This window comes from Pseudomonas sp. LPB4.O, assembly GCF_038383825.1.
GTDB lineage: Bacteria > Pseudomonadota > Gammaproteobacteria > Pseudomonadales > Pseudomonadaceae > Aquipseudomonas > Aquipseudomonas putida.
Genome location: NZ_CP151298.1, coordinates 1,469,836 through 1,487,671 on the forward strand (window position 1 = coordinate 1,469,836; position 17,836 = coordinate 1,487,671).

A 17,836-nucleotide genomic window follows, 5' to 3' on the forward strand; every position below is an offset into this window, starting at 1 on the left:
CTGGTTAAGCAATGATCTAGCTGCTTGATAACGAAGGGAAAAATATGACGAAGTCGGAGCTGATCGAACGTATTGTCACCCATCAGGGGCTGCTCTCGTCCAAGGATGTGGAGCTGGCCATCAAGACCATGCTTGAGCAGATGTCACAATGCCTTGCCACTGGTGATCGCATCGAGATTCGCGGTTTTGGCAGCTTCTCGCTGCATTATCGCGCCCCGCGCGTGGGTCGTAACCCGAAGACCGGCCAGTCGGTCAGCCTCGAGGGCAAGTTTGTGCCGCACTTCAAACCCGGCAAAGAGCTGCGTGACCGGGTCAACGAAGAAGACGAGGCTGAAGCCTGAACAATCAAGGAGCATTCTGATGCGTAACCTCAAGCGCGCCCTGGCGGCGGTGTTCGTGCTGCTGTTGGCGGCTGTGGTGCTGTTCTTCGTGCTGGAGAACCAGCAAGCCGTGTCGCTGGTCCTGTTCGGTTGGGCTGCGCCGGAAATGCCGGTTGCCGTGCTGGTATTGGCCGCCCTGGTCATTGGCTTGGCAGTAGGGCCGTTGCTGGGGGCCTACGGCGTGCAGCGCAGCAAGCGCAAGATCAGGGAGTCTGCCCGTCAGGCGGCACTGAGCAGCAACTAAGGAAGTTTCCTGCACCTACTTAGGAAAGTCTCACCTATGCATGCACCGGCCGTCATGGAGTAATAGCCCACTTCATTTTCGGCCCCGGCGAGTGTGCGCAGCATGGAATACCCCAGCCTTTCCCATCACGGTGGTACCCGTGGTGTCACCGGGTCTTGCCACCAGCTGCACCTTGATTCAGCCACCAGTCTGCTGATCGACTGCGGGCTTGAGCAGGGGAGCGAGGCTGCACCGGGTGCCGAAAGCGCGGCGCTCGGTTTCGACATACAGGGCATCCAGGCCCTGGTTGTTACCCATGTTCATCTCGACCACGTTGGCCGCATTCCTGCGCTGCTGGCCGCCGGCTATCGCGGCCCTATCCTGTGCAGCGAGCCATCCGCCCGGCTGCTGCCGCTGGTACTGGAAGATGCCTATAAGCTAAGCATCAGCAGCGAGCCTGCGCAGGTGTCGCGGTACATCGATTTCATCCGTGAGCTTATCGTGCCGCTGACTTTTGAGCGGTGGCACGCGGTGGTCGAGCGCCCTGGCCTGGTTTGCCGTATTCGCCTGCAGCGCGCCGGGCATCTGCTGGGTTCGGCTTATGTCGAGTGCGACATGCAGCATGAGCTAGCCAATACCCGCTATGTGTTTTCGGGCGACTTGGGTGCCTGTGGCAACCCGTTGCTGCGCCCGGTCCAGCCTCCGGAGCGTGCCGACGTACTGGTGCTGGAAAGCACCTATGGCGACCGCCTGCATGCGCAGGCCGGCGACCGCAGGCAGCGGCTGGAAGCCGCCATCGATCGCGCCTTGGCCGACAAAGGTACCATCCTCATCCCGGCTTTTAGCCTGGGGCGCACCCAGGAGCTGTTATACGAGCTCGAAGACATCCTTCATCGCAAGGCTTTGTTGGGCGGCGCTGGTCCCGGGCCTGATGGCGACCCGCTCGACTGGTCGCAGTTGCCCATCATCCTCGACTCACCCCTGGCCCAACGCATCACCAGCGTGTACCGGGAGCTGCACGACTACTGGAATGTCGAAGCCAGGGCGCGCCTTGCAGAAGGGCGCGACCCCCTGGGCTTCAGCCAGCTGATCAGCGTGGACTCCCATGCCCGACACCAGCAGGTGGTCAACTACCTCAAGAGCACCGGCCGGCCTGCGATCGTGATTGCCGGCAATGGCATGTGCTCGGGTGGGCGTATTGTCAATTACCTCAAGGCCATGCTGGCGGATGCGCGACATGAGGTGATGTTCGTGGGGTATCAGGCCAAGGGCACGCCAGGGGCGATGATACAGGCCGGCGAAGGCGCAGAGGGGGTTGTGCAGATCGATCTGGATGGCCAGATGTATGAGGTGTGGGCGAAGGTCATGACGCTGTCAGGGTACTCGGCGCACGCTGATCAGGCAGGCTTGCTGCAGTTCGCGCTCGGTGGCCCGGTGCAGCCAGGCAAGGTGCTGCTGGTGCATGGCGAAAAAGCCGCGAAAACCACGTTGAAAAAAGCCCTGATGCAGCGCGCCGCGCGCGAGGGTGCTGGGCTGGAGGTGTGCATACCCTGAACCCTTGGTCTGACTATGGAGTGCTGGCCGACGCAAGGCGGGAACTAATCACGCTAGCGTTTATCTACTGCGACTAACCCTGGCGCTGGATGTGTAAGATGTTGGCATAATGCCGCTACACTCAAGAGGCGTGCGCCTGGTCGGGTTCCGGGCAGTCGCTCGTGATGTTTTGGTATGCCAGAAACCGTGTACACAGTCAGACCCAAGGAAAAACACAAGAAATGCGCAATGACCTTGAGCGCCGCAGTAACGAAAGTGAAGAAGTTGACCTGTTGGAGTTTCTGGAAGGTGTGTGGCGGCAAAAGCTTCTCATCTTTCTGGTAGCGCTTGTAGTCACTGCAGTTGCACTGGCTTATGCACTGTTGGCGAAACCGGTTTACGAGGCCAAAGTATTTCTGGCAGCCCCGGCGACCAGTGATATCGCCGATCTCAACTATGGCCGTACCAGCCAGACCGGGTTGGAGCCTTTCACGTCGCGTAAGGTTTTTGATATCTTCGTCGAACATTTGAACGGTGAAACCCTGCGTCGTCAGTTCTTCAAGGAAGTTTACTTGCCTTCCGCAGATGCGGGGCAGGGGACGCAAGGTGCATTGTATGCCGCGTTCAATGGCTCCTTTGATGTCGTGCAACTGGCAGGTGAGCCGCCGCGTGCCTATGTCGCCTTCCGTGGGCGTGATCCTGTCGTGGCTTCACAGTGGGCTGCTGCCTATGTCGAGAAGGCCAGCGCCGCCGCCAAGGCCGAGCTGTTGCAGGATGCCACCCGAGAGGCCGATGTCCGCGCAAACGCCTTGCAGCTGGAACTCGACAACCTGCGTGAAAACGGCCAGCGACAACGTGAAGACAAGATTACCCGCCTGCAAGAGGCACTGCGTATTGCCAATGCCATTGGCCTGGAAAACCCCCCGCTGATAAACGGCGAAATCTCCAAGGCGTTGTCGTCAAAAATGGATGGCGAGCTGACTTACATGCGTGGCAGCAAGGCGTTGGCCGCCGAGATTGCCAATTTGCAACAACGTAAAAGTGAAGACCCGTTCATTCCTGAACTCAGCGAAATAAAAACGAGAAAGCAGTTTTACCAAGGGTTGGTTGCCGCGAAGCGTAATGTAAGTGTGTATCAGCTTGACGGCACGATAGAACAACCAGATGTACCGATTAAACCTAAGCGGAACTTGATCGTTGCCTTGGGTGTGATTGTTGGCCTGGGCCTGGGTTGCCTGATCGCTACCCTGAGATATGCCGTACAGAATTTGCAAAGACGCCGGGCCTGACCCGGGAAACGAACAGCATCGCGCACGCCACATTTTGCGCGAGACATTTGCCGTGCAAACGGTGAAACTGCACTAATAAAGGGGGGCGGCGCGACTGGCCCCGACAAAAAATCATGCCAAAGGTTTACCGATGAAGCTTGTTCAAACGAACATTCCCGATGTAGTCATAGTCGAGCCCGCCGTGTACGAGGATGATCGCGGGTGGTTCACGGAAACCTTCAATGAAACACGCTTTCATGGCGCATTGCTTGAGCTGGGCTTGAGCAAGCCCCGTGCGTTCGTCCAGGACAACCACTCGATGTCCCATCGCGGTGTGCTGCGCGGGCTGCACTTCCAGCGTTCGCCGAATGCCCAGGGCAAGCTGGTGAGGGTAGTGCGTGGTGCGGCCTATGACGTGGCGGTCGATATCCGCCCTGGCTCTCCGACGTTCGGGCAGTGGGTAGGTGTTGAGCTGACCGAACACAATAACCGCATGCTGTGGATTCCCGAAGGGTTCGCGCACGGGTTTATTGCCCTCGAGGACGAAACACATTTTCTGTACAAGACAACGGATGTGTACAACAAGGACGCCGAAGGCAGTATCCATTGGGATGACCCCGACCTGGCGATTGAATGGCCAATGCGCGACGGCCTCATTGTCAGCGAGAAGGATAACCAGGCCCCGTCGTTCCGCCACCACCTGAACGTCGCGGAGGAAGGGGCGCTTGCCCAGACCGAACTGTTCAAGGTGCTGGGTGATCATCGTGGCCAGTTGGTAGCCCTGCAAGCCTTGGATAACGTACCGTTCGCCATACAGCGCGTGTATTACCTGACCGAAACGCTGCCAGGGGTTTCCCGTGGCTTCCACGCCCACAAGGCACTCAATCAGCTGGCAATCTGCGTGTCAGGGCGTTGCCGGATGGTCATGGATGATGGCACCACCCGCACAGACCATTGGCTGGACGCGTTCAACAAGGGCATCCTGATTCCCCCCATGGTCTGGCACGAAATGCATGATTTCAGCCCGGACTGCGTGCTGCTCGTACTGGCCGACGCCCATTACGACGAGGCCGACTACATTCGTGACTACACCTCGTTCACGGAGCTGAAGCGCAATGCCTAGCATTCATCAACTGGCCGATGTGAAAAGCGACTTCATCGGTGAAGGCACCCGGGTGTGGCAATTCGTGGTGATCATGAAAGGTGCGCAGATCGGGCGTAATTGCAACATCTGTGCGCATACCCTTATTGAAGGTGATGTGGTGCTGGGTGATAACGTGACGGTGAAGTCCGGTGTTTACCTGTGGGACGGTACCCGCATTGCCGATGACGTGTTCATCGGCCCCAATGCCACCTTTACCAATGACGCGATGCCGCGCTCCAAGGTTTACCCGGAGCAATTCAGCGGTATTACGCTGGAGCGTGGCGCCAGCATTGGTGCCAATGCGACCTTGCTGCCAGGCATTGTCGTTGGCGAGTACGCGATGGTGGGCGCAGGGGCAGTGGTGACCAAAGACGTCCCGCCTTATGCCGTTGTTGTAGGGAATCCAGCAAAAATTATCAGGGTGATAGACCGCAATGGTTAAGTTTCTCGATCTGCAAGGTGTGAATGCGCAATACCGTCAGGCGTTGATCGATGCCTGCACCGAGGTCATCGACTCGGGCTGGTACATCATGGGCGAGAAGCTCAAGCAGTTTGAAACCCAGTTCGCCGGCTATTGCGGGGTAAAGCACTGCATCGGCGTGGCCAACGGCCTGGACGCGCTGACCCTGACCTTGCGGGCCTGGAAGCTGTTGGGGCGTATCGCCGAGGGCGACGAGGTACTGGTACCTGCCAACACCTACATTGCAACCATCCTGGCGATTACCGAGAACAAACTGGTACCCGTGCTGGTGGAGCCTGATGAAGGCAGCTTCAATCTGGGCGCGCACAACCTGGCGCAAGCGCTGACCCCGCGTACCCGTGTGATCATGCCGGTGCACCTGTACGGCCGACTGGCCGACATGCCGGCGATCAACGCATTCGCCGGGGAGCATGGCCTGCTGGTGCTTGAGGATTCTGCCCAGTCGCACGGTGCCGAGCTGGATGGGCGCCGGGCAGGGGCGTGGGGCGATGCCTCGGGCTTCAGCTTCTACCCAGGCAAGAACCTTGGCGCGCTGGGTGACGCCGGTGCAGTCACCACCAACGACGATGCGCTGGCCGACACCCTGAAATCGCTGCGCAACTATGGTTCGCATGTGAAGTACATGAACATGTACCAAGGGGTCAACAGCCGCCTGGACGAACTGCAAGCTGCGTTGTTGAGCGTCAAGCTGGCGTACCTGGACAACGAAACCCGCCTGCGCCAGCAAGTTGCGCAGCAGTACCTGGCCGGCATCGACAACCCGGCGATCCAGTTGCCCGACCCGGGCGTCGCCGGCCAGCACGCCTGGCACCTTTTTGTGGTGAGAAGTGAATGCCGTGAGCAGTTGCAGCAGCATCTGGCTCAACAGGGCGTGCAAACGCTGGTGCACTACCCGATACCGCCGCATCGGCAGCAGGCCTACCCGCAGTTGGCCGACCTTTCGCTACCGCTGACCGAGCGGCTGCATGAGCAGGTACTGAGCCTGCCCATGGACCCGACCCTGACTGTGGCCTCTATCCAGCACGTCATTGACGCCTGCAACAGCTTTTCGCGTCCTTGAGTGCCAGGTATGACCCTGATCAGAACTAGTCTTCTCAATGCGATAGCGGTTGCGGTAAAGATGGCCACCTTGCTTGGCCTTAACAAAGTGTTGGCCCTGTATGTGGGGCCGGCCGGTTACGCGGCCATCGGCCAGCTGCAGAATGCGGTGACCATGTTCACCACCCTGGCCAGTGGTGCCGTCAGCACCGGCGTTACCAAGTACACGGCGGAATTCGCCGAACAGCCCGACGAGCAGCGCAAGATATGGAGAACCGCCGGCACGCTGTCGGTGGTGGTTTCGCTGCTGCTCGCAGTACTGATCATGGGACGGCGCAAGCCCTTGGCCAGCTGGTTTTTCAATGACGAATCGCTGGCGTCGGTGCTGGTCTGGTTTGCCGCCACGCTGGTGTTCTTTGCCTTCAACTCGTTATTGCTTGGCGTGCTCAACGGCAAGAAGGATGTGCCCCGCTATGTGCTGGCCAATATCCTCGGCAGCCTCATTTCGCTGGTGGTCACCTGTGCGCTGACCATCCAGCTTGGGCTGTACGGTGCGCTTGTGGCGCTGGCGGTGTATCAGTCGCTGAGCTTCGTGGCCACCCTGGTTATCTGCATGCGCACGCCCTGGTTCCACCTTGGCGACTTTTTTGGCGGGCTGGACCGTCAGGCCCTGAGGCGGCTGTCGAAGTTTGCGCTGATGGCCGTGGTCACGGCCTGTTCCCTGCCGGTTTGCCACGTGTTCCTGCGGGACTACCTGGGCAATACCTTTGGCTGGGAGCAAGCGGGATACTGGGAAGCCATGTGGCGCCTGAGTTCGGCGTACCTCATGCTGATTACCACCACCCTGGCGGTGTATTACCTGCCGCGGTTGTCCGAACTGAAGGATGCCGGTGAGCTGCGCAGGGAGATTCTGCAGGGCTACAAGCTGATCCTGCCCATGACCATAGTGGCCGGGCTGATCATCTACCTGCTGCGCGATTTCATCATCCAGGTGCTGTTCTCCGAATCGTTCCTACCCATGCGCGAGCTGTTCGCCTGGCAGATGGTGGGCGACAGCCTGAAGATCGCCAGCTGGCTGATGGCCTACCTGATGCTGGGCAAGGCCTTGACGCGGCTGTACCTGGTGACGGAAATCCTCGCCACTTTGTCGCTTTACGCCCTGACCGTGTACCTCACGCAACTCTGGGGGTATGAGAAGGTCACACTTGCCTACGCGGTTAATTACCTGTTGTACGCAATCGTCATGTATTTCACGGTTTTCCGGCGTTTGTCGTCGATTGTCGCTGATTCGGCACGGAGCTGAGCAATGAAGCAAGTGGTTGAGCAGCTGCACGCCCGGATACTGAAGGCAGCACCAGGGCCGGCTTTGGCTGAGGCGCAAGTCTATGGTGCACTGCTGTGGGCCGTGGACCTGGACATCTACGAGGCCGCAGCGCTGGAGCGCCATCTGGTAGCCCAGTGCACCAGCCTGGTCACGGTACCGGTCGCCAGCGGCACATCCCGGGGCTGCCTGCACGTGGTCAGCGAACCCTACCTGCAAGGCGGGCACACCCGTTTGATGGAGCGCCTGGCGCACATGCACGAGGGCCCCGTGGACCTGCTGGTGGCGCGCAGCGCCAAACCCCAGGTAATCGAACGCCTGAATGACTACTTCGCCCACATCGAAGTGGCGCGGGGTGAGGACCCGTGCGCGCGGCTGCAATCCATCGTCGACACCCTTGCCCAGTACGACAAGGTGGTGCTGCACATTCACCCTGACGACATCATCACCACGGTCGCCTGTGGCCTGCTGAAGCAGCAGCGTGGCGCCGCGGTGACAGTGTATTTCGTCAACCACGCCGACCATGTGTTCAGTTTCGGCGCTTCAGTGGCTGATGTGTATTTCGAGATCAGCGCCTACGGGCACCACCTCGACAAGAAAAAACACCTCGCCTGCCAGAAGAGCTTCCTGGCGATACCGATCGAAACCAGCGGCGCAAAAGTGCCGGACGCCGCGCCCGCGCATGAGCGGATCAAGGTGTTCAGTGCCGCCTCGGCGGCCAAGTACAAGCCCCATGGCGGCCTGGACATGCGCCCGTCGATCACGGCTATTCTCGACAGGTTCCCGAACGCCGAGTGCTGGATCATTGGTGCCAACCCGCTGACCAACACCTGGTGGTGGACAGTGAAGCTGCGTTACCCCACGCGCTTTTTCATCCGCCGTCACCTGCCGTACAAGGACTACCTGGCGTTTGCGGAAAAAGCCGACTTTTATCTGGACAGCTACCCTATACCCGGCGGCACGGCGTTCGCTGAACAACTGCTCAAGGGCCGGCGCTGTGTCGGGTTGGTTGCGCCCATTCAGGGCTATTCACCCGCAGACAGCCTGAAGGTAGCCAGCGTCGACCAACTGCTGGCCAGCATCGAGCAACCGCGGCCCAGTGCACCGGTGGTCGAAGCCGTGAAGCAGGTGAACTCGCTAGAAGCCGTGAAAGCGCGCTACCTGGCTTGCATCGAGCGTGGCGAATACAGCGAAAACCAGCTGGCGACCATGCTGCCGTGGTCGGGCAACCTCGATTTCATGAAACCGACAGGTAAGGTCACTAGCATGGTGCCTGCGGATGTCTTCGACGCCTTGTGCCGTATGGACACAAAGCTGGCGTTGCGAGCGCTGCTTTCCTACGCCTGGGTGCCGCGCATCAAGATCCTCATCAAGGTCACGCTGTTGCGGCTGGCCAGGTTTGCCAAAGCGCGAGGGTGAGTGTGATCAAGATCTTTATCGGCGTGTTGTTCGGCCTGCTGTTCTTCAGCGACTTTGCAGTGCTGACGCTCGGCCTGGGCAGTGCCTTTGCCGGTTGGCGCGAAATGATCAGCCTGCTGATGATCATGTGGCTGCTGTTACGGGCACTGGCCAGCATCACGGCGCGGGGTGTGGTCAACCTCGAGGTGGGGCGGTCGTTGCTGATCCTTTTGTTCTTCGCCTTCCTGTACCTGCTGTTCGGTGACCTGAGCGCAGGGTCGTTGCGCATGTTCCGCGCATTGGCCGTGCCGGTGTTTATCGGTATGGCCGTGGCCATCTGGGCACAGGCGGTGTCGACCGAGAAGAAGCTGCGCCATGTGTACTGGTCGGTGCTGGCCATGAGCGTGCTCACCGGCGTGTATGCGCTGTACCAATACCTGACCATCGCCTCGGCCGAACAGTTCTGGTACTGGCCGCTGCTTACCGCCAAAGGTTATGAACTGCAGCCGTACAACTCGATGCGTGACGGGCTGCCGCGGGTTTCCGGCTTCTTCACCGGCACTCTGGAGTTTTCCGCCGTCATTCTCAATACCGCCGCCATGACGCTGGCCGTGTTGCTCAGCGGGCGCCACTGGTCGCTTACCCGGCGCCTGTTGCTGAGCGCCGCGTTTGTGCTGCTGTGCGGGTTGATTGCGATCGGTTCGGTGCGCACGGCCATGATCGGCCTGGTGTGCATCTGCGCGATGCTGGTGGTGGCGCGGGTGCTGCGTACGGCCTGGCTGATTTCGCTGCTGGGTTACCTGCAGTTCGTTGGCCTGACCGTGGCGATCTTTGCCTACCTGTCGATGGGTTACACCCAGGACTTGTCTGCGTTGGACCGTGAGCGCCAGTGGCTGCACATGTACGAGGTGCTGAGCGCGCACCCCATGGGCTATGGCTTTGGTTCGGTGGGCCCGGGCCAGCCGTACTGGTTCGATTCGTTCTGGCTCAACCTGCTGGCCACCTGCGGCTGGGTTGGCGCGCTGATCATGGCCGGGTTGATTCTGTGGTATCACAAGCTGGTGACGATCATCGTCCGGGACAGGCCGCATGCCAGCGCATGGAAGAACGGTTTGGGCAACTTCGTGATTGCCAGTTACCCGTTCTTCCTGAGCTCGTTCTTTTTCCAGTCCTATACGAACAGTGTGGTCCTTTACATATTCGCGATCGTGGTGATGGTGATCATTGGTGAAAACAGAAGAACAAAAGTTGAGCTTGGCCGTACTGATCGTTCTGTATCGGAAAGCTAGCCAGGACTCGATTGCCCTGCAGTCGCTGCTCGCACAAAAGGCACTGCTGCAGGATGAGGGTGTCGACCTGCAACTGCACGTCTGGAACAACTCTCCCAGCATGGCGCAGCCGTGCCCAGGCGTACGTTGGTACGAGGCGGACAACCAGCGGCTGTCGGTCATCTACAATCAGGTGGCCAAAGAGGCATTTGCCGCCGGGGTCGAGCTGTTCATGATCTCGGACGACGACACCAACTACTCGAACATTCGCCTGTCCAGTTGCCTGACGCAGATCGGCAAGGTGCGCAGTGCGCCGGGTGGCGATCAGGTGGGCGTGTTCATGCCCCGCCTGGTCAGCCATGGGCAACTGGTCAGCCCCGGCCAGCGCTGGTTGTTCATGGGCCGTCTTACCCCCGATGTGGCCCCTGGCCTGGTGGACTCGAAAAACCTGCTGGGTATCAATAGCGGCCTGATTTTCACCCGCCAGTGCTTCCAGCGCATGACGCCTTTCTATGACGAGCGGTTGCGCTTCTATGCCACCGATACCGATTTTTTCATCCGCTACGAGGGGTATTTCCCCAAGGCCTGTGTGCTGGATGTGGAAATTGCCCACGACCTGTCCGAACACAGCGCCGATACCCCGGAGCGTGCCTTGTTCCGCTTCGAGGAAATGATCCACGGCCTGCGAATCAGCTTTCATTCCCACAGCCTGCTGCAGCGGGGCCTGCTGGACCTGTACCTGGTCTATGCTGCCTTTCGCAAAGCGCTGGCCTATCGTCGCCCGGCTTTCATCAAGGCCTTGTTTACCCAGGTGAGGGCCGTGAAATGATGCATGCCTTGCTCGAAAAACTGGTGTTGGTGGTTAAAAAGCGCCCAATGGTGATCGACCGGCGCATCTCGTCGGGCTACCTGCTGGGGCTGATCGTGAGCAAGCTGGTAATGGCCTGTCGCGGGGTGATCCGGCTTCGCCAGCGGCGGCTGGCGTTCATCGGCTCGGGAGTGACACTGAAGGAAGTGGGCAAGATCCAGTACGGGCCTGGGCTGGTGATCGACCAGGGCTGCTTCGTCGATGCCTTGTCCAATGACGGCATTCGCTTCGGCACTGCGGTATCGCTGAACAAGCACATCATCATCGAGTGCACCGGCAGCCTGGCCAACATCGGCAAGGGCCTGGTAATTGGCGACAACGTCGGCCTGGGCGCCGGTTGCTTCCTGGGTTGCGCCGGCGGTATCGAGATTGGCAGCGACACCATCATCGGCAACTTTGTCAGCTTTCATTCTGAAAACCACAACTTCGAAGACCCGCTGCAACCCATCCGCCTGCAGGGCGTGACCCGCCAAGGCATCAAGGTTGGCCGCAACTGCTGGATTGGCGCCAAGGTGACCGTGCTCGATGGCGCGGTGATCGAAGACGGTTGCGTGTTTGCCGCGGGGGCCGTGGTGGCTGCGGGTGTGTACCGCAAGAACTCGATTTATGGCGGTGTGCCTGCCAAGTTCATCAAGGCGCGCATCGCAGAAGAAGGGGTGGCATGAAAACGTTGCACTTTGTTCATTTGCTGAATGATTACAGTGGTAGCCCCCGGGTACTTAACCAGACCATCACCGCGCTGCAGCAAAGTGGGGCCGACTGCACCCTGCATGTGGGCAGCAGCGGCCACGGCGTGCTCGACGAACTGCAGGTGCGCACCTGCAAGTTTGCCTACAAGCGTTTCGACAACCGCTGGCTGACACTGCTGGCGTATGCCGGTTCGCAACTGGCGCTGTTTTTCAGCCTGCTGCGCAAGGTGCGCCCCGGGCACGTTGTGCTGATCAATACCATGCTGCCCTTCGGTGCGGCGCTGGCTGCCCGCTTGCGCGGTGCCAAAGTGGTTTACCACGTGCACGAAACCTCCATTCGGCCTGCGCTGCTCAAGGCGTTTCTGCGGCGGGTGATTGCCGGCTGTGCCAGCAAGGTGGTCTACGTGTCGAAGTACTTGCAGGCACAAGAGGGCGTTGCCGGGGTGCCAGCGGTGACCGTTTACAACGGCCTGGCCGAGGGCTTCCAGCAGCAGGCGATGGCCACGGCGTACCAGCATCTTCATGGCGGCCGCTTCAATGTGCTGATGCTGGCGTCGCTGAAGGGCTACAAGGGCGTCGACGAGTTCATCGCACTGGCCACGGCACTGGCTGCGGACCCGGTGCTCAAGTTCACCCTGGTGCTCAATGCCAGCGCCCAGGAAGTGGACACTTATTTCGCCGGCAAGGTATTGCCGAAAAACCTCACCCTTAGCCCGGCCAGCGCCGACGTGGCGAGGTTCTACCGCGAAGCCAGCCTGGTGCTGAACCTGTCCCATGTGGATGGGTGGGTCGAAACCTTTGGCCTGACCATTCTCGAGGCGATGGCCTTTGGTATCCCGACCATCGTGCCCCCGGTAGGCGGCCCGGTGGAGCTGGTCAGTGATGGGGCAGAGGGTTATCAGATCGACTCGAAAAACCACCAACAGCTGGTGCGCACGGTTGCGCGCCTGTCGCAGGACCCACAGCTGTGCCAGGCATTGTCTGAGCGCGCACGCATGAAAGCGAGTGAGTTTTCCACCGCCAACTTCCAGAAAAATATCGTGATGGTGTTTGATGACCTATAAGATTGCAGTAATTGGTACGGTAGGTTTGCCCGCCCAATACGGTGGCTGGGAAACACTGACCGAACAATTGGTGCGCAACCTGCCGGGTGACTGCGAGCTCACCGTGTACTGCAGCGCGCCGCATTACCCCGAGCGCCCGAAGTTTTTCGAACGTGCCCGCCTGGTCTACCTGAACCTCAAGGCCAATGGCGTACAAAGCATTCCGTACGACGTGCTGAGCATGCTGCACGCCTACCGCAAGCATGACCTGATGCTGATCCTGGGGGTTTCCGGCTGCATCGCCCTGCCATTCATGCGCCTGCTGACGCGCAAGCCGATCGTGGTGAACATCGACGGCTACGAATGGAAGCGCGCCAAATGGTCCAACTTCGCCCGCTGGTTCCTGAAACTGTCTGAAGCCGTGGCCGTGCGCTTTGCCCACGCGGTCATCACCGACAACAAGGTGCTGCAGGAGTATGTGACCGCCGAATACAACAAGCCCAGCGAACTGATTGCCTACGGTGGTGACCAGGCCCGGGCCGGCCAGCCAAGCGAGCAAGCCCGCCAGGCGTACCCGTTCCTTGGCGCGCCTTACGCCTTCACGGTGTGCCGCATCGAGCCGGAGAACAACATCCACGTCATTCTCGAGGCCTTTGCCGGGTCTGGCATGCCGCTGGCGATCATCGGCAACTGGAACCACAGCGAATACGGCGTGCAACTGCGCAAGCAGTATGAAGGGGTGAGCAACATTCACCTGCTGGACCCGATCTACGACGTAGAGCAACTGAGCCCCCTGCGCAGCAATGCCACGGTATACCTGCACGGCCACAGCGCCGGCGGTACCAACCCGTCGCTGGTCGAGGCCATGTGGCTGGGCTTGCCGGTAGTGGCCTTCGATGTGTCATTCAACCGTGCCACTACCGAAGACCAGGCGCTGTACTTTGCCGACAGCACGTCGCTGCGCAACCACGTACAGACGCTGCTGGGCGATGCTGACGCTCGTGCGCAACTGTCGACGCACCTGCATGAAATTGCCAACCGCCGTTACCGCTGGTCGGTGGTAGCGGAGCAGTACCGCAGCGTGTTCACCCGATTGCTGGGCCGGGCGGGGAGAGGTTGATGGCCGGGCAAGGCAACGCACAATGCCCAGGCATCCTGGTCACCGGCGGTAGCGGTTTTGTCGGCAAGGTGCTGCTGCAGCGGCTTGCTGCAGACGAGCGCCGGGCGCCACGGGCCTTGGTGCGGAAGTTGCCCGGGCAGCCGCTGGAGGGCGTGGATTACCGTGCATTCAGCGAGCTGTCGGCGGTGGACGTTGCGTCCGGGCACTTCGACCAGGTGGACACCGTTATCCACTTGGCTTCCCGCGTGCACGTGATGCACGAAACCGCCACCGACCCACTGGCCGAGTTCCGCCGGGTAAACGTTGAAGGCACCCTGAACCTGGCTCGGGCTGCGGTCCAGGCAGGTGTACGGCGCTTCATCTTTGTCAGCTCGGTGAAGGTGAATGGCGAGACCACCGACGGCCGCCAGCCCTTCAGCGCGGACGAGGCGCCAGCGCCTTCAGACCCCTACGGCATCTCCAAGCGCGAAGCCGAAGACGGGCTGCGCCAGCTGGCAGCGCAAAGCGGGCTGGAAGTGGTGATCGTACGCCCGGTGCTGGTGTATGGACCTGGGGTGAAAGCCAATTTCCGCAGCATGATGAACTGGCTGAGCAAAGGCGTGCCGCTGCCGTTTGGCGCCATCCACAACAAGCGCAGCCTGGTGGCCCTGGATAACCTGGTGGACTTGCTGGTGACCTGCATCGACCATCCGGCCGCCGCCAACCAGACGTTCCTGGCCAGCGATGGCCACGACCTGTCCACCACCGAGTTGCTGCAGCGGCTGGGCAAGGCACTGGGCAAGCCCGCCAGGTTGCTGCCCGTACCTGCCAGCTGGCTGAAGGGGGCGGCGACCCTCGCCGGCAAGGGCGGCCTGGCGCAGCGCCTGTGCGGGTCGCTGGAGGTAGACAGTGGCAAAGCCCGTGAACTGCTGGGCTGGCAGCCCCCGCTGGATGTGGACCAGGCTCTGCGGGCCACGGCACTCAATTTTATGAAAGGGCAAGACAAATGACGGTTTGGTGGCTTATTCCCCTCGTCGCAGGGGCATCCCTGCTTTTGACTGCTGCGCTACGGCGCTACGCCCTGAACAAGCAGATCATCGACGTGCCCAACGCGCGTAGTTCGCACACCGTGCCCACCCCCCGGGGCGGTGGCGTGGCCATTGTGCTGAGCTTCCTGGCCTGCCTGCCGCTACTGGGCATGGCCGGTGCCGTGCCGCTGGCGCCGCTGGTCGCCATTGGTGGGGCAGGGGCGTTGATCGCGGTAATCGGCTTCATGGACGACCACGGCCACATCGCTGCCCGCTGGCGCCTGCTTGGCCACTTCGCCGCCGCCGCGTGGATGCTGTACTGGCTGGGCGGCCTGGCGCCGTTGCAGGTGTTCGGCTTTACCCTCGACCTGCAGTGGTTCGGCTTCATTCTTGCGGCGTTCTACACCGTGTGGATGCTTAACCTGTATAACTTCATGGACGGCATCGACGGCATTGCCAGCGTCGAAGCGGTCACCGCCTGCCTGGGTATGGTGCTGCTATCGGCCCTGGCCGGTGTGCCGCAATTGATGGCACTGCCGCTGTTGCTGGCTGCGGCAACGCTGGGTTTTCTGTTCTGGAACTTCCCGCCGGCCAAGATCTTCATGGGCGATGCCGGCAGTGGCTTCCTTGGCATTGTACTGGCGGGCTTGTCGCTGCAGGCTGGGTGGGCTTCGCCGCAATTGTTCTGGTGCTGGCTGATTCTGCTGGGCGTGTTTGTCGTAGATGCCACCTTCACCCTGATCCGCCGCTTGCTGCGCGGTGACAAGGTGTACGAAGCGCACCGCAGCCACGCCTACCAGTTTGCTTCTCGTCACTATGGCAAGCACCTGCCGGTAACCCTGGCGGTGGCTGCGATCAACCTGTTCTGGCTGCTGCCAGTTGCCCTGTGTGTGCTGTTGCTGGGCCTGGACGGCGTGTGGGGTGTGATCATTGCCTACCTGCCATTGGCATATCTGGCCGTGCGCTGGCGCGCCGGTGAGCTCGAACACTAGCTAAAGTGATAGGACGAAGACAGTAGACATGTCAGGTTGGAAAGCCCTAAGAGGTTCTATGGATAAGCTGCGCTCAAGACTGCTTGGACTACCTAGACGCCACAAACGGCTGATTCAGGTAGCGGCTGATGTGATTCTGGTCTGGTTCGCGCTGTGGCTGGCGTTTGTCGTGCGCCTGGGCATCGACGACCTGGCCAACCCTGTTGTGGACCACACCTGGTTGTTCATCACCGCGCCGATCATCTCGATCCCGTTGTTCATCCGCTTTGGCCTGTATCGGGCAGTCATGCGCTATTTCGGCAATGACGCACTGATCGCCATCATCAAGGCCGTGACACTGTCGGCGCTGATCCTGGGCTTCATCATCTACTGGGCCAGCAACCATCAAAACGTGGTGCCACGCTCGATCACCTTTAACTACTGGTGGCTGAGCCTGATCATGGTCGGCGGCCTGCGCCTGGCCATGCGCCAGTACTTCCTCGGTGACTGGTTTGCCACCGCCGTACAGCATGTGCCCTTTGCCAACCGCAACGATGGCCTGCCACGGGTTGCCATCTATGGCGCCGGCTCGGCCGGTAACCAGCTGGTTGCGGCCCTGCGCATGGGCAAGGCCATGCGCCCGGTAGCGTTCATCGACGACGATGGCAGCATCACCGACCGGGTGATCGCCGGCCTGCAGGTGTACCAGCCAGAACAACTGCAACGCATGATCGACGACACCGGCGCCGAAGAAATCCTGCTGGCGCTGCCCTCGGTCAGCCGCAGCCGCCGCCGCGAAATCCTCAACCTGCTCGAAGGCTACCCGCTGCACGTACGCAGTGTGCCCGGTTTCATGGACCTGGCCAGCGGCCGGGTCAAGGTGGACGATATCCAGGAAGTGGACATCGCCGACCTGCTAGGGCGCGACGCGGTGCCTGCACAAGGTGACCTGCTGCAGCACTGCATCATCGACCAGACCGTAATGGTGACCGGTGCCGGTGGCTCGATCGGCTCCGAGCTGTGCCGCCAGATCCTGGGGCAGGCGCCGCGTACCCTGCTGTTGTTCGAACACAGCGAATTCAACCTGTACACCATCGCCGGCGAGCTGGAGCAGCGCATCCTGCGCGAAGGCCTGGCCGTGCAGTTGATCCCGATACTGGGCTCGGTCCGCGACCAGGCCAAGATGCTCGACGTGATGCGCGCCTGGCAGGTAGACACCGTCTACCATGCCGCCGCGTACAAGCATGTGCCCATTGTCGAGCACAACATTGCCGAAGGCCTGTCGAACAATGTGTTCGGCACCCTGTACACCGCCCAGGCGGCGCTGCAGGCTGGCGTGTCGAACTTCGTGCTCATTTCCACCGACAAGGCCGTGCGCCCTACCAATGTGATGGGCAGCACCAAGCGCCTGGCCGAAATGGTGCTGCAGGCCCTGAGCAACGAGCTGGCGCCGGTACTGATGGGCGATACCGGCAATGTGTCGCAGGTGAACAAGACCCGTTTCACCATGGTGCGTTTCGGTAACGTGCTGGGCTCGTCGGGCTCGGTCATTCCGTTGTTCCACAAACAGATCAAGAACGGCGGGCCGCTGACGGTGACCCACCCGAAAATCACCCGCTACTTCATGACCATCCCCGAGGCTGCGCAACTGGTGATCCAGGCCGGCTCCATGGGGCAGGGCGGCGATGTGTTCGTGCTGGACATGGGCGAGCCGGTGAAAATCGTGGAACTGGCCGAAAAGATGATTCACCTGTCCGGCTTCAGCATCCGCTCCGAGCGCAACCCGCTGGGCGACATCGCCATCAACTTCACCGGCCTGCGCCCCGGCGAGAAACTGTACGAAGAATTGTTGATCGGCGACAACGTGATTGCCACGCGCCACCCCATGATCATGAGCGCCAACGAAGACTACCTGACCTGGGATGTGCTGAAGCAGCGCCTGGATGCACTGCGTACCGCGACCGCGGCCGATGACTTTGCCACCGTGCGCCAGCTGCTGCGCGACACCGTAAGCGGCTATGTGCCGGGCGGGGAAATTGTTGACTGGTTGTACCAGCGGCGGCGCCTGGAGCCCTGAACGCTGA

Annotated in this window: 17 protein-coding genes; all 17 read left to right on the forward strand. The window is 60.7% G+C overall.

Annotated elements, in window-relative coordinates:
* The first annotated feature begins 44 nt into the window (after positions 1-44).
* The gene (ihfB, locus tag MRBLPB4O_RS06650; RefSeq protein WP_003252675.1) at positions 45-341 is read left to right on the forward strand and encodes an integration host factor subunit beta; all 297 of its coding nucleotides are present in this window, start codon (positions 45-47) and stop codon (positions 339-341) included.
* A gap of 19 nt (positions 342-360) precedes the next feature.
* Positions 361-624, forward strand: a complete 264-nt coding sequence (locus MRBLPB4O_RS06655) for a lipopolysaccharide assembly protein LapA domain-containing protein (protein ID WP_059395294.1) — start codon at positions 361-363, stop codon at positions 622-624.
* Positions 625-726: 102 nt separating this feature from the next.
* On the forward strand, positions 727-2,157 hold the full coding sequence (locus MRBLPB4O_RS06660) for an MBL fold metallo-hydrolase (protein WP_341797862.1): 1,431 nt from the start codon (positions 727-729) through the stop codon (positions 2,155-2,157).
* A gap of 221 nt (positions 2,158-2,378) precedes the next feature.
* Positions 2,379-3,425 carry a Wzz/FepE/Etk N-terminal domain-containing protein gene (locus MRBLPB4O_RS06665; RefSeq protein ID WP_341797863.1) on the forward strand — a complete coding sequence of 349 codons (1,047 nt, stop codon included), beginning with the start codon at positions 2,379-2,381 and terminating at the stop codon, positions 3,423-3,425.
* 130 nt (positions 3,426-3,555) lie between these two features.
* A complete protein-coding gene (gene rfbC / locus MRBLPB4O_RS06670) occupies positions 3,556-4,527 on the forward strand; it encodes a dTDP-4-dehydrorhamnose 3,5-epimerase (protein WP_016501005.1) in 972 nt (323 codons plus the stop codon).
* Entirely contained in the window at positions 4,520-4,990 is a 471-nt protein-coding gene (locus MRBLPB4O_RS06675) for an acyltransferase (RefSeq protein ID WP_341797864.1), read from the forward strand. The genes rfbC and MRBLPB4O_RS06675 overlap by 8 nt, the downstream gene beginning before the upstream one ends.
* On the forward strand, positions 4,983-6,089 hold the full coding sequence (locus MRBLPB4O_RS06680) for a DegT/DnrJ/EryC1/StrS family aminotransferase (RefSeq protein WP_341797865.1): 1,107 nt from the start codon (positions 4,983-4,985) through the stop codon (positions 6,087-6,089). The genes MRBLPB4O_RS06675 and MRBLPB4O_RS06680 overlap by 8 nt, the downstream gene beginning before the upstream one ends.
* Before the next feature lie 60 nt (positions 6,090-6,149).
* A complete protein-coding gene (locus MRBLPB4O_RS06685; RefSeq protein WP_341797866.1) occupies positions 6,150-7,370 on the forward strand; it encodes an O-antigen translocase in 1,221 nt (406 codons plus the stop codon).
* A gap of 3 nt (positions 7,371-7,373) precedes the next feature.
* The gene (locus tag MRBLPB4O_RS06690; RefSeq protein ID WP_341797867.1) at positions 7,374-8,807 is read left to right on the forward strand and encodes a hypothetical protein; all 1,434 of its coding nucleotides are present in this window, start codon (positions 7,374-7,376) and stop codon (positions 8,805-8,807) included.
* A 2-nt stretch (positions 8,808-8,809) separates the two neighbouring features.
* Positions 8,810-10,075, forward strand: a complete 1,266-nt coding sequence (locus MRBLPB4O_RS06695) for a hypothetical protein (protein ID WP_341797868.1) — start codon at positions 8,810-8,812, stop codon at positions 10,073-10,075.
* Positions 10,035-10,883 carry a hypothetical protein gene (locus MRBLPB4O_RS06700; protein WP_341797869.1) on the forward strand — a complete coding sequence of 283 codons (849 nt, stop codon included), beginning with the start codon at positions 10,035-10,037 and terminating at the stop codon, positions 10,881-10,883. Before MRBLPB4O_RS06695 ends, MRBLPB4O_RS06700 begins: the two co-directional genes overlap by 41 nt.
* Positions 10,880-11,587 carry an acyltransferase gene (locus MRBLPB4O_RS06705; RefSeq protein ID WP_016500998.1) on the forward strand — a complete coding sequence of 236 codons (708 nt, stop codon included), beginning with the start codon at positions 10,880-10,882 and terminating at the stop codon, positions 11,585-11,587. Before MRBLPB4O_RS06700 ends, MRBLPB4O_RS06705 begins: the two co-directional genes overlap by 4 nt.
* Positions 11,584-12,675, forward strand: a complete 1,092-nt coding sequence (locus tag MRBLPB4O_RS06710) for a glycosyltransferase family 4 protein (protein WP_341797870.1) — start codon at positions 11,584-11,586, stop codon at positions 12,673-12,675. Before MRBLPB4O_RS06705 ends, MRBLPB4O_RS06710 begins: the two co-directional genes overlap by 4 nt.
* The gene (locus MRBLPB4O_RS06715; RefSeq protein ID WP_341797871.1) at positions 12,665-13,774 is read left to right on the forward strand and encodes a DUF1972 domain-containing protein; all 1,110 of its coding nucleotides are present in this window, start codon (positions 12,665-12,667) and stop codon (positions 13,772-13,774) included. Before MRBLPB4O_RS06710 ends, MRBLPB4O_RS06715 begins: the two co-directional genes overlap by 11 nt.
* Positions 13,774-14,763, forward strand: coding sequence for an SDR family oxidoreductase (locus tag MRBLPB4O_RS06720; RefSeq protein ID WP_341797872.1), 990 nt, complete (start codon positions 13,774-13,776; stop codon positions 14,761-14,763). The genes MRBLPB4O_RS06715 and MRBLPB4O_RS06720 overlap by 1 nt, the downstream gene beginning before the upstream one ends.
* Entirely contained in the window at positions 14,760-15,773 is a 1,014-nt protein-coding gene (locus MRBLPB4O_RS06725; RefSeq protein ID WP_341797873.1) for a glycosyltransferase family 4 protein, read from the forward strand. Before MRBLPB4O_RS06720 ends, MRBLPB4O_RS06725 begins: the two co-directional genes overlap by 4 nt.
* 58 nt (positions 15,774-15,831) lie before the next feature.
* Complete coding sequence (locus tag MRBLPB4O_RS06730) at positions 15,832-17,829, forward strand: nucleoside-diphosphate sugar epimerase/dehydratase (protein WP_341797874.1); 1,998 nt, start codon at positions 15,832-15,834, stop codon at positions 17,827-17,829.
* Positions 17,830-17,836 lie beyond the last annotated feature (7 nt).

What these genes read in the sequence shown, in the direction of transcription:
- ihfB (WP_003252675.1), top strand. Translation starts at nt 45, where the DNA reads ATGACGAAGTCGGAGCTGATCGAACGTATTGTCACCCATCAGGGGCTG.
- MRBLPB4O_RS06655 (WP_059395294.1), top strand. Translation starts at nt 361, where the DNA reads ATGCGTAACCTCAAGCGCGCCCTGGCGGCGGTGTTCGTGCTGCTGTTG.
- MRBLPB4O_RS06660 (WP_341797862.1), top strand. Translation starts at nt 727, where the DNA reads ATGGAATACCCCAGCCTTTCCCATCACGGTGGTACCCGTGGTGTCACC.
- MRBLPB4O_RS06665 (WP_341797863.1), top strand. Translation starts at nt 2,379, where the DNA reads ATGCGCAATGACCTTGAGCGCCGCAGTAACGAAAGTGAAGAAGTTGAC.
- rfbC (WP_016501005.1), top strand. Translation starts at nt 3,556, where the DNA reads ATGAAGCTTGTTCAAACGAACATTCCCGATGTAGTCATAGTCGAGCCC.
- MRBLPB4O_RS06675 (WP_341797864.1), top strand. Translation starts at nt 4,520, where the DNA reads ATGCCTAGCATTCATCAACTGGCCGATGTGAAAAGCGACTTCATCGGT.
- MRBLPB4O_RS06680 (WP_341797865.1), top strand. Translation starts at nt 4,983, where the DNA reads ATGGTTAAGTTTCTCGATCTGCAAGGTGTGAATGCGCAATACCGTCAG.
- MRBLPB4O_RS06685 (WP_341797866.1), top strand. Translation starts at nt 6,150, where the DNA reads ATGGCCACCTTGCTTGGCCTTAACAAAGTGTTGGCCCTGTATGTGGGG.
- MRBLPB4O_RS06690 (WP_341797867.1), top strand. Translation starts at nt 7,374, where the DNA reads ATGAAGCAAGTGGTTGAGCAGCTGCACGCCCGGATACTGAAGGCAGCA.
- MRBLPB4O_RS06705 (WP_016500998.1), top strand. Translation starts at nt 10,880, where the DNA reads ATGATGCATGCCTTGCTCGAAAAACTGGTGTTGGTGGTTAAAAAGCGC.
- MRBLPB4O_RS06710 (WP_341797870.1), top strand. Translation starts at nt 11,584, where the DNA reads ATGAAAACGTTGCACTTTGTTCATTTGCTGAATGATTACAGTGGTAGC.
- MRBLPB4O_RS06715 (WP_341797871.1), top strand. Translation starts at nt 12,665, where the DNA reads ATGACCTATAAGATTGCAGTAATTGGTACGGTAGGTTTGCCCGCCCAA.
- MRBLPB4O_RS06720 (WP_341797872.1), top strand. Translation starts at nt 13,774, where the DNA reads ATGGCCGGGCAAGGCAACGCACAATGCCCAGGCATCCTGGTCACCGGC.
- MRBLPB4O_RS06725 (WP_341797873.1), top strand. Translation starts at nt 14,760, where the DNA reads ATGACGGTTTGGTGGCTTATTCCCCTCGTCGCAGGGGCATCCCTGCTT.
- MRBLPB4O_RS06730 (WP_341797874.1), top strand. Translation starts at nt 15,832, where the DNA reads ATGGATAAGCTGCGCTCAAGACTGCTTGGACTACCTAGACGCCACAAA.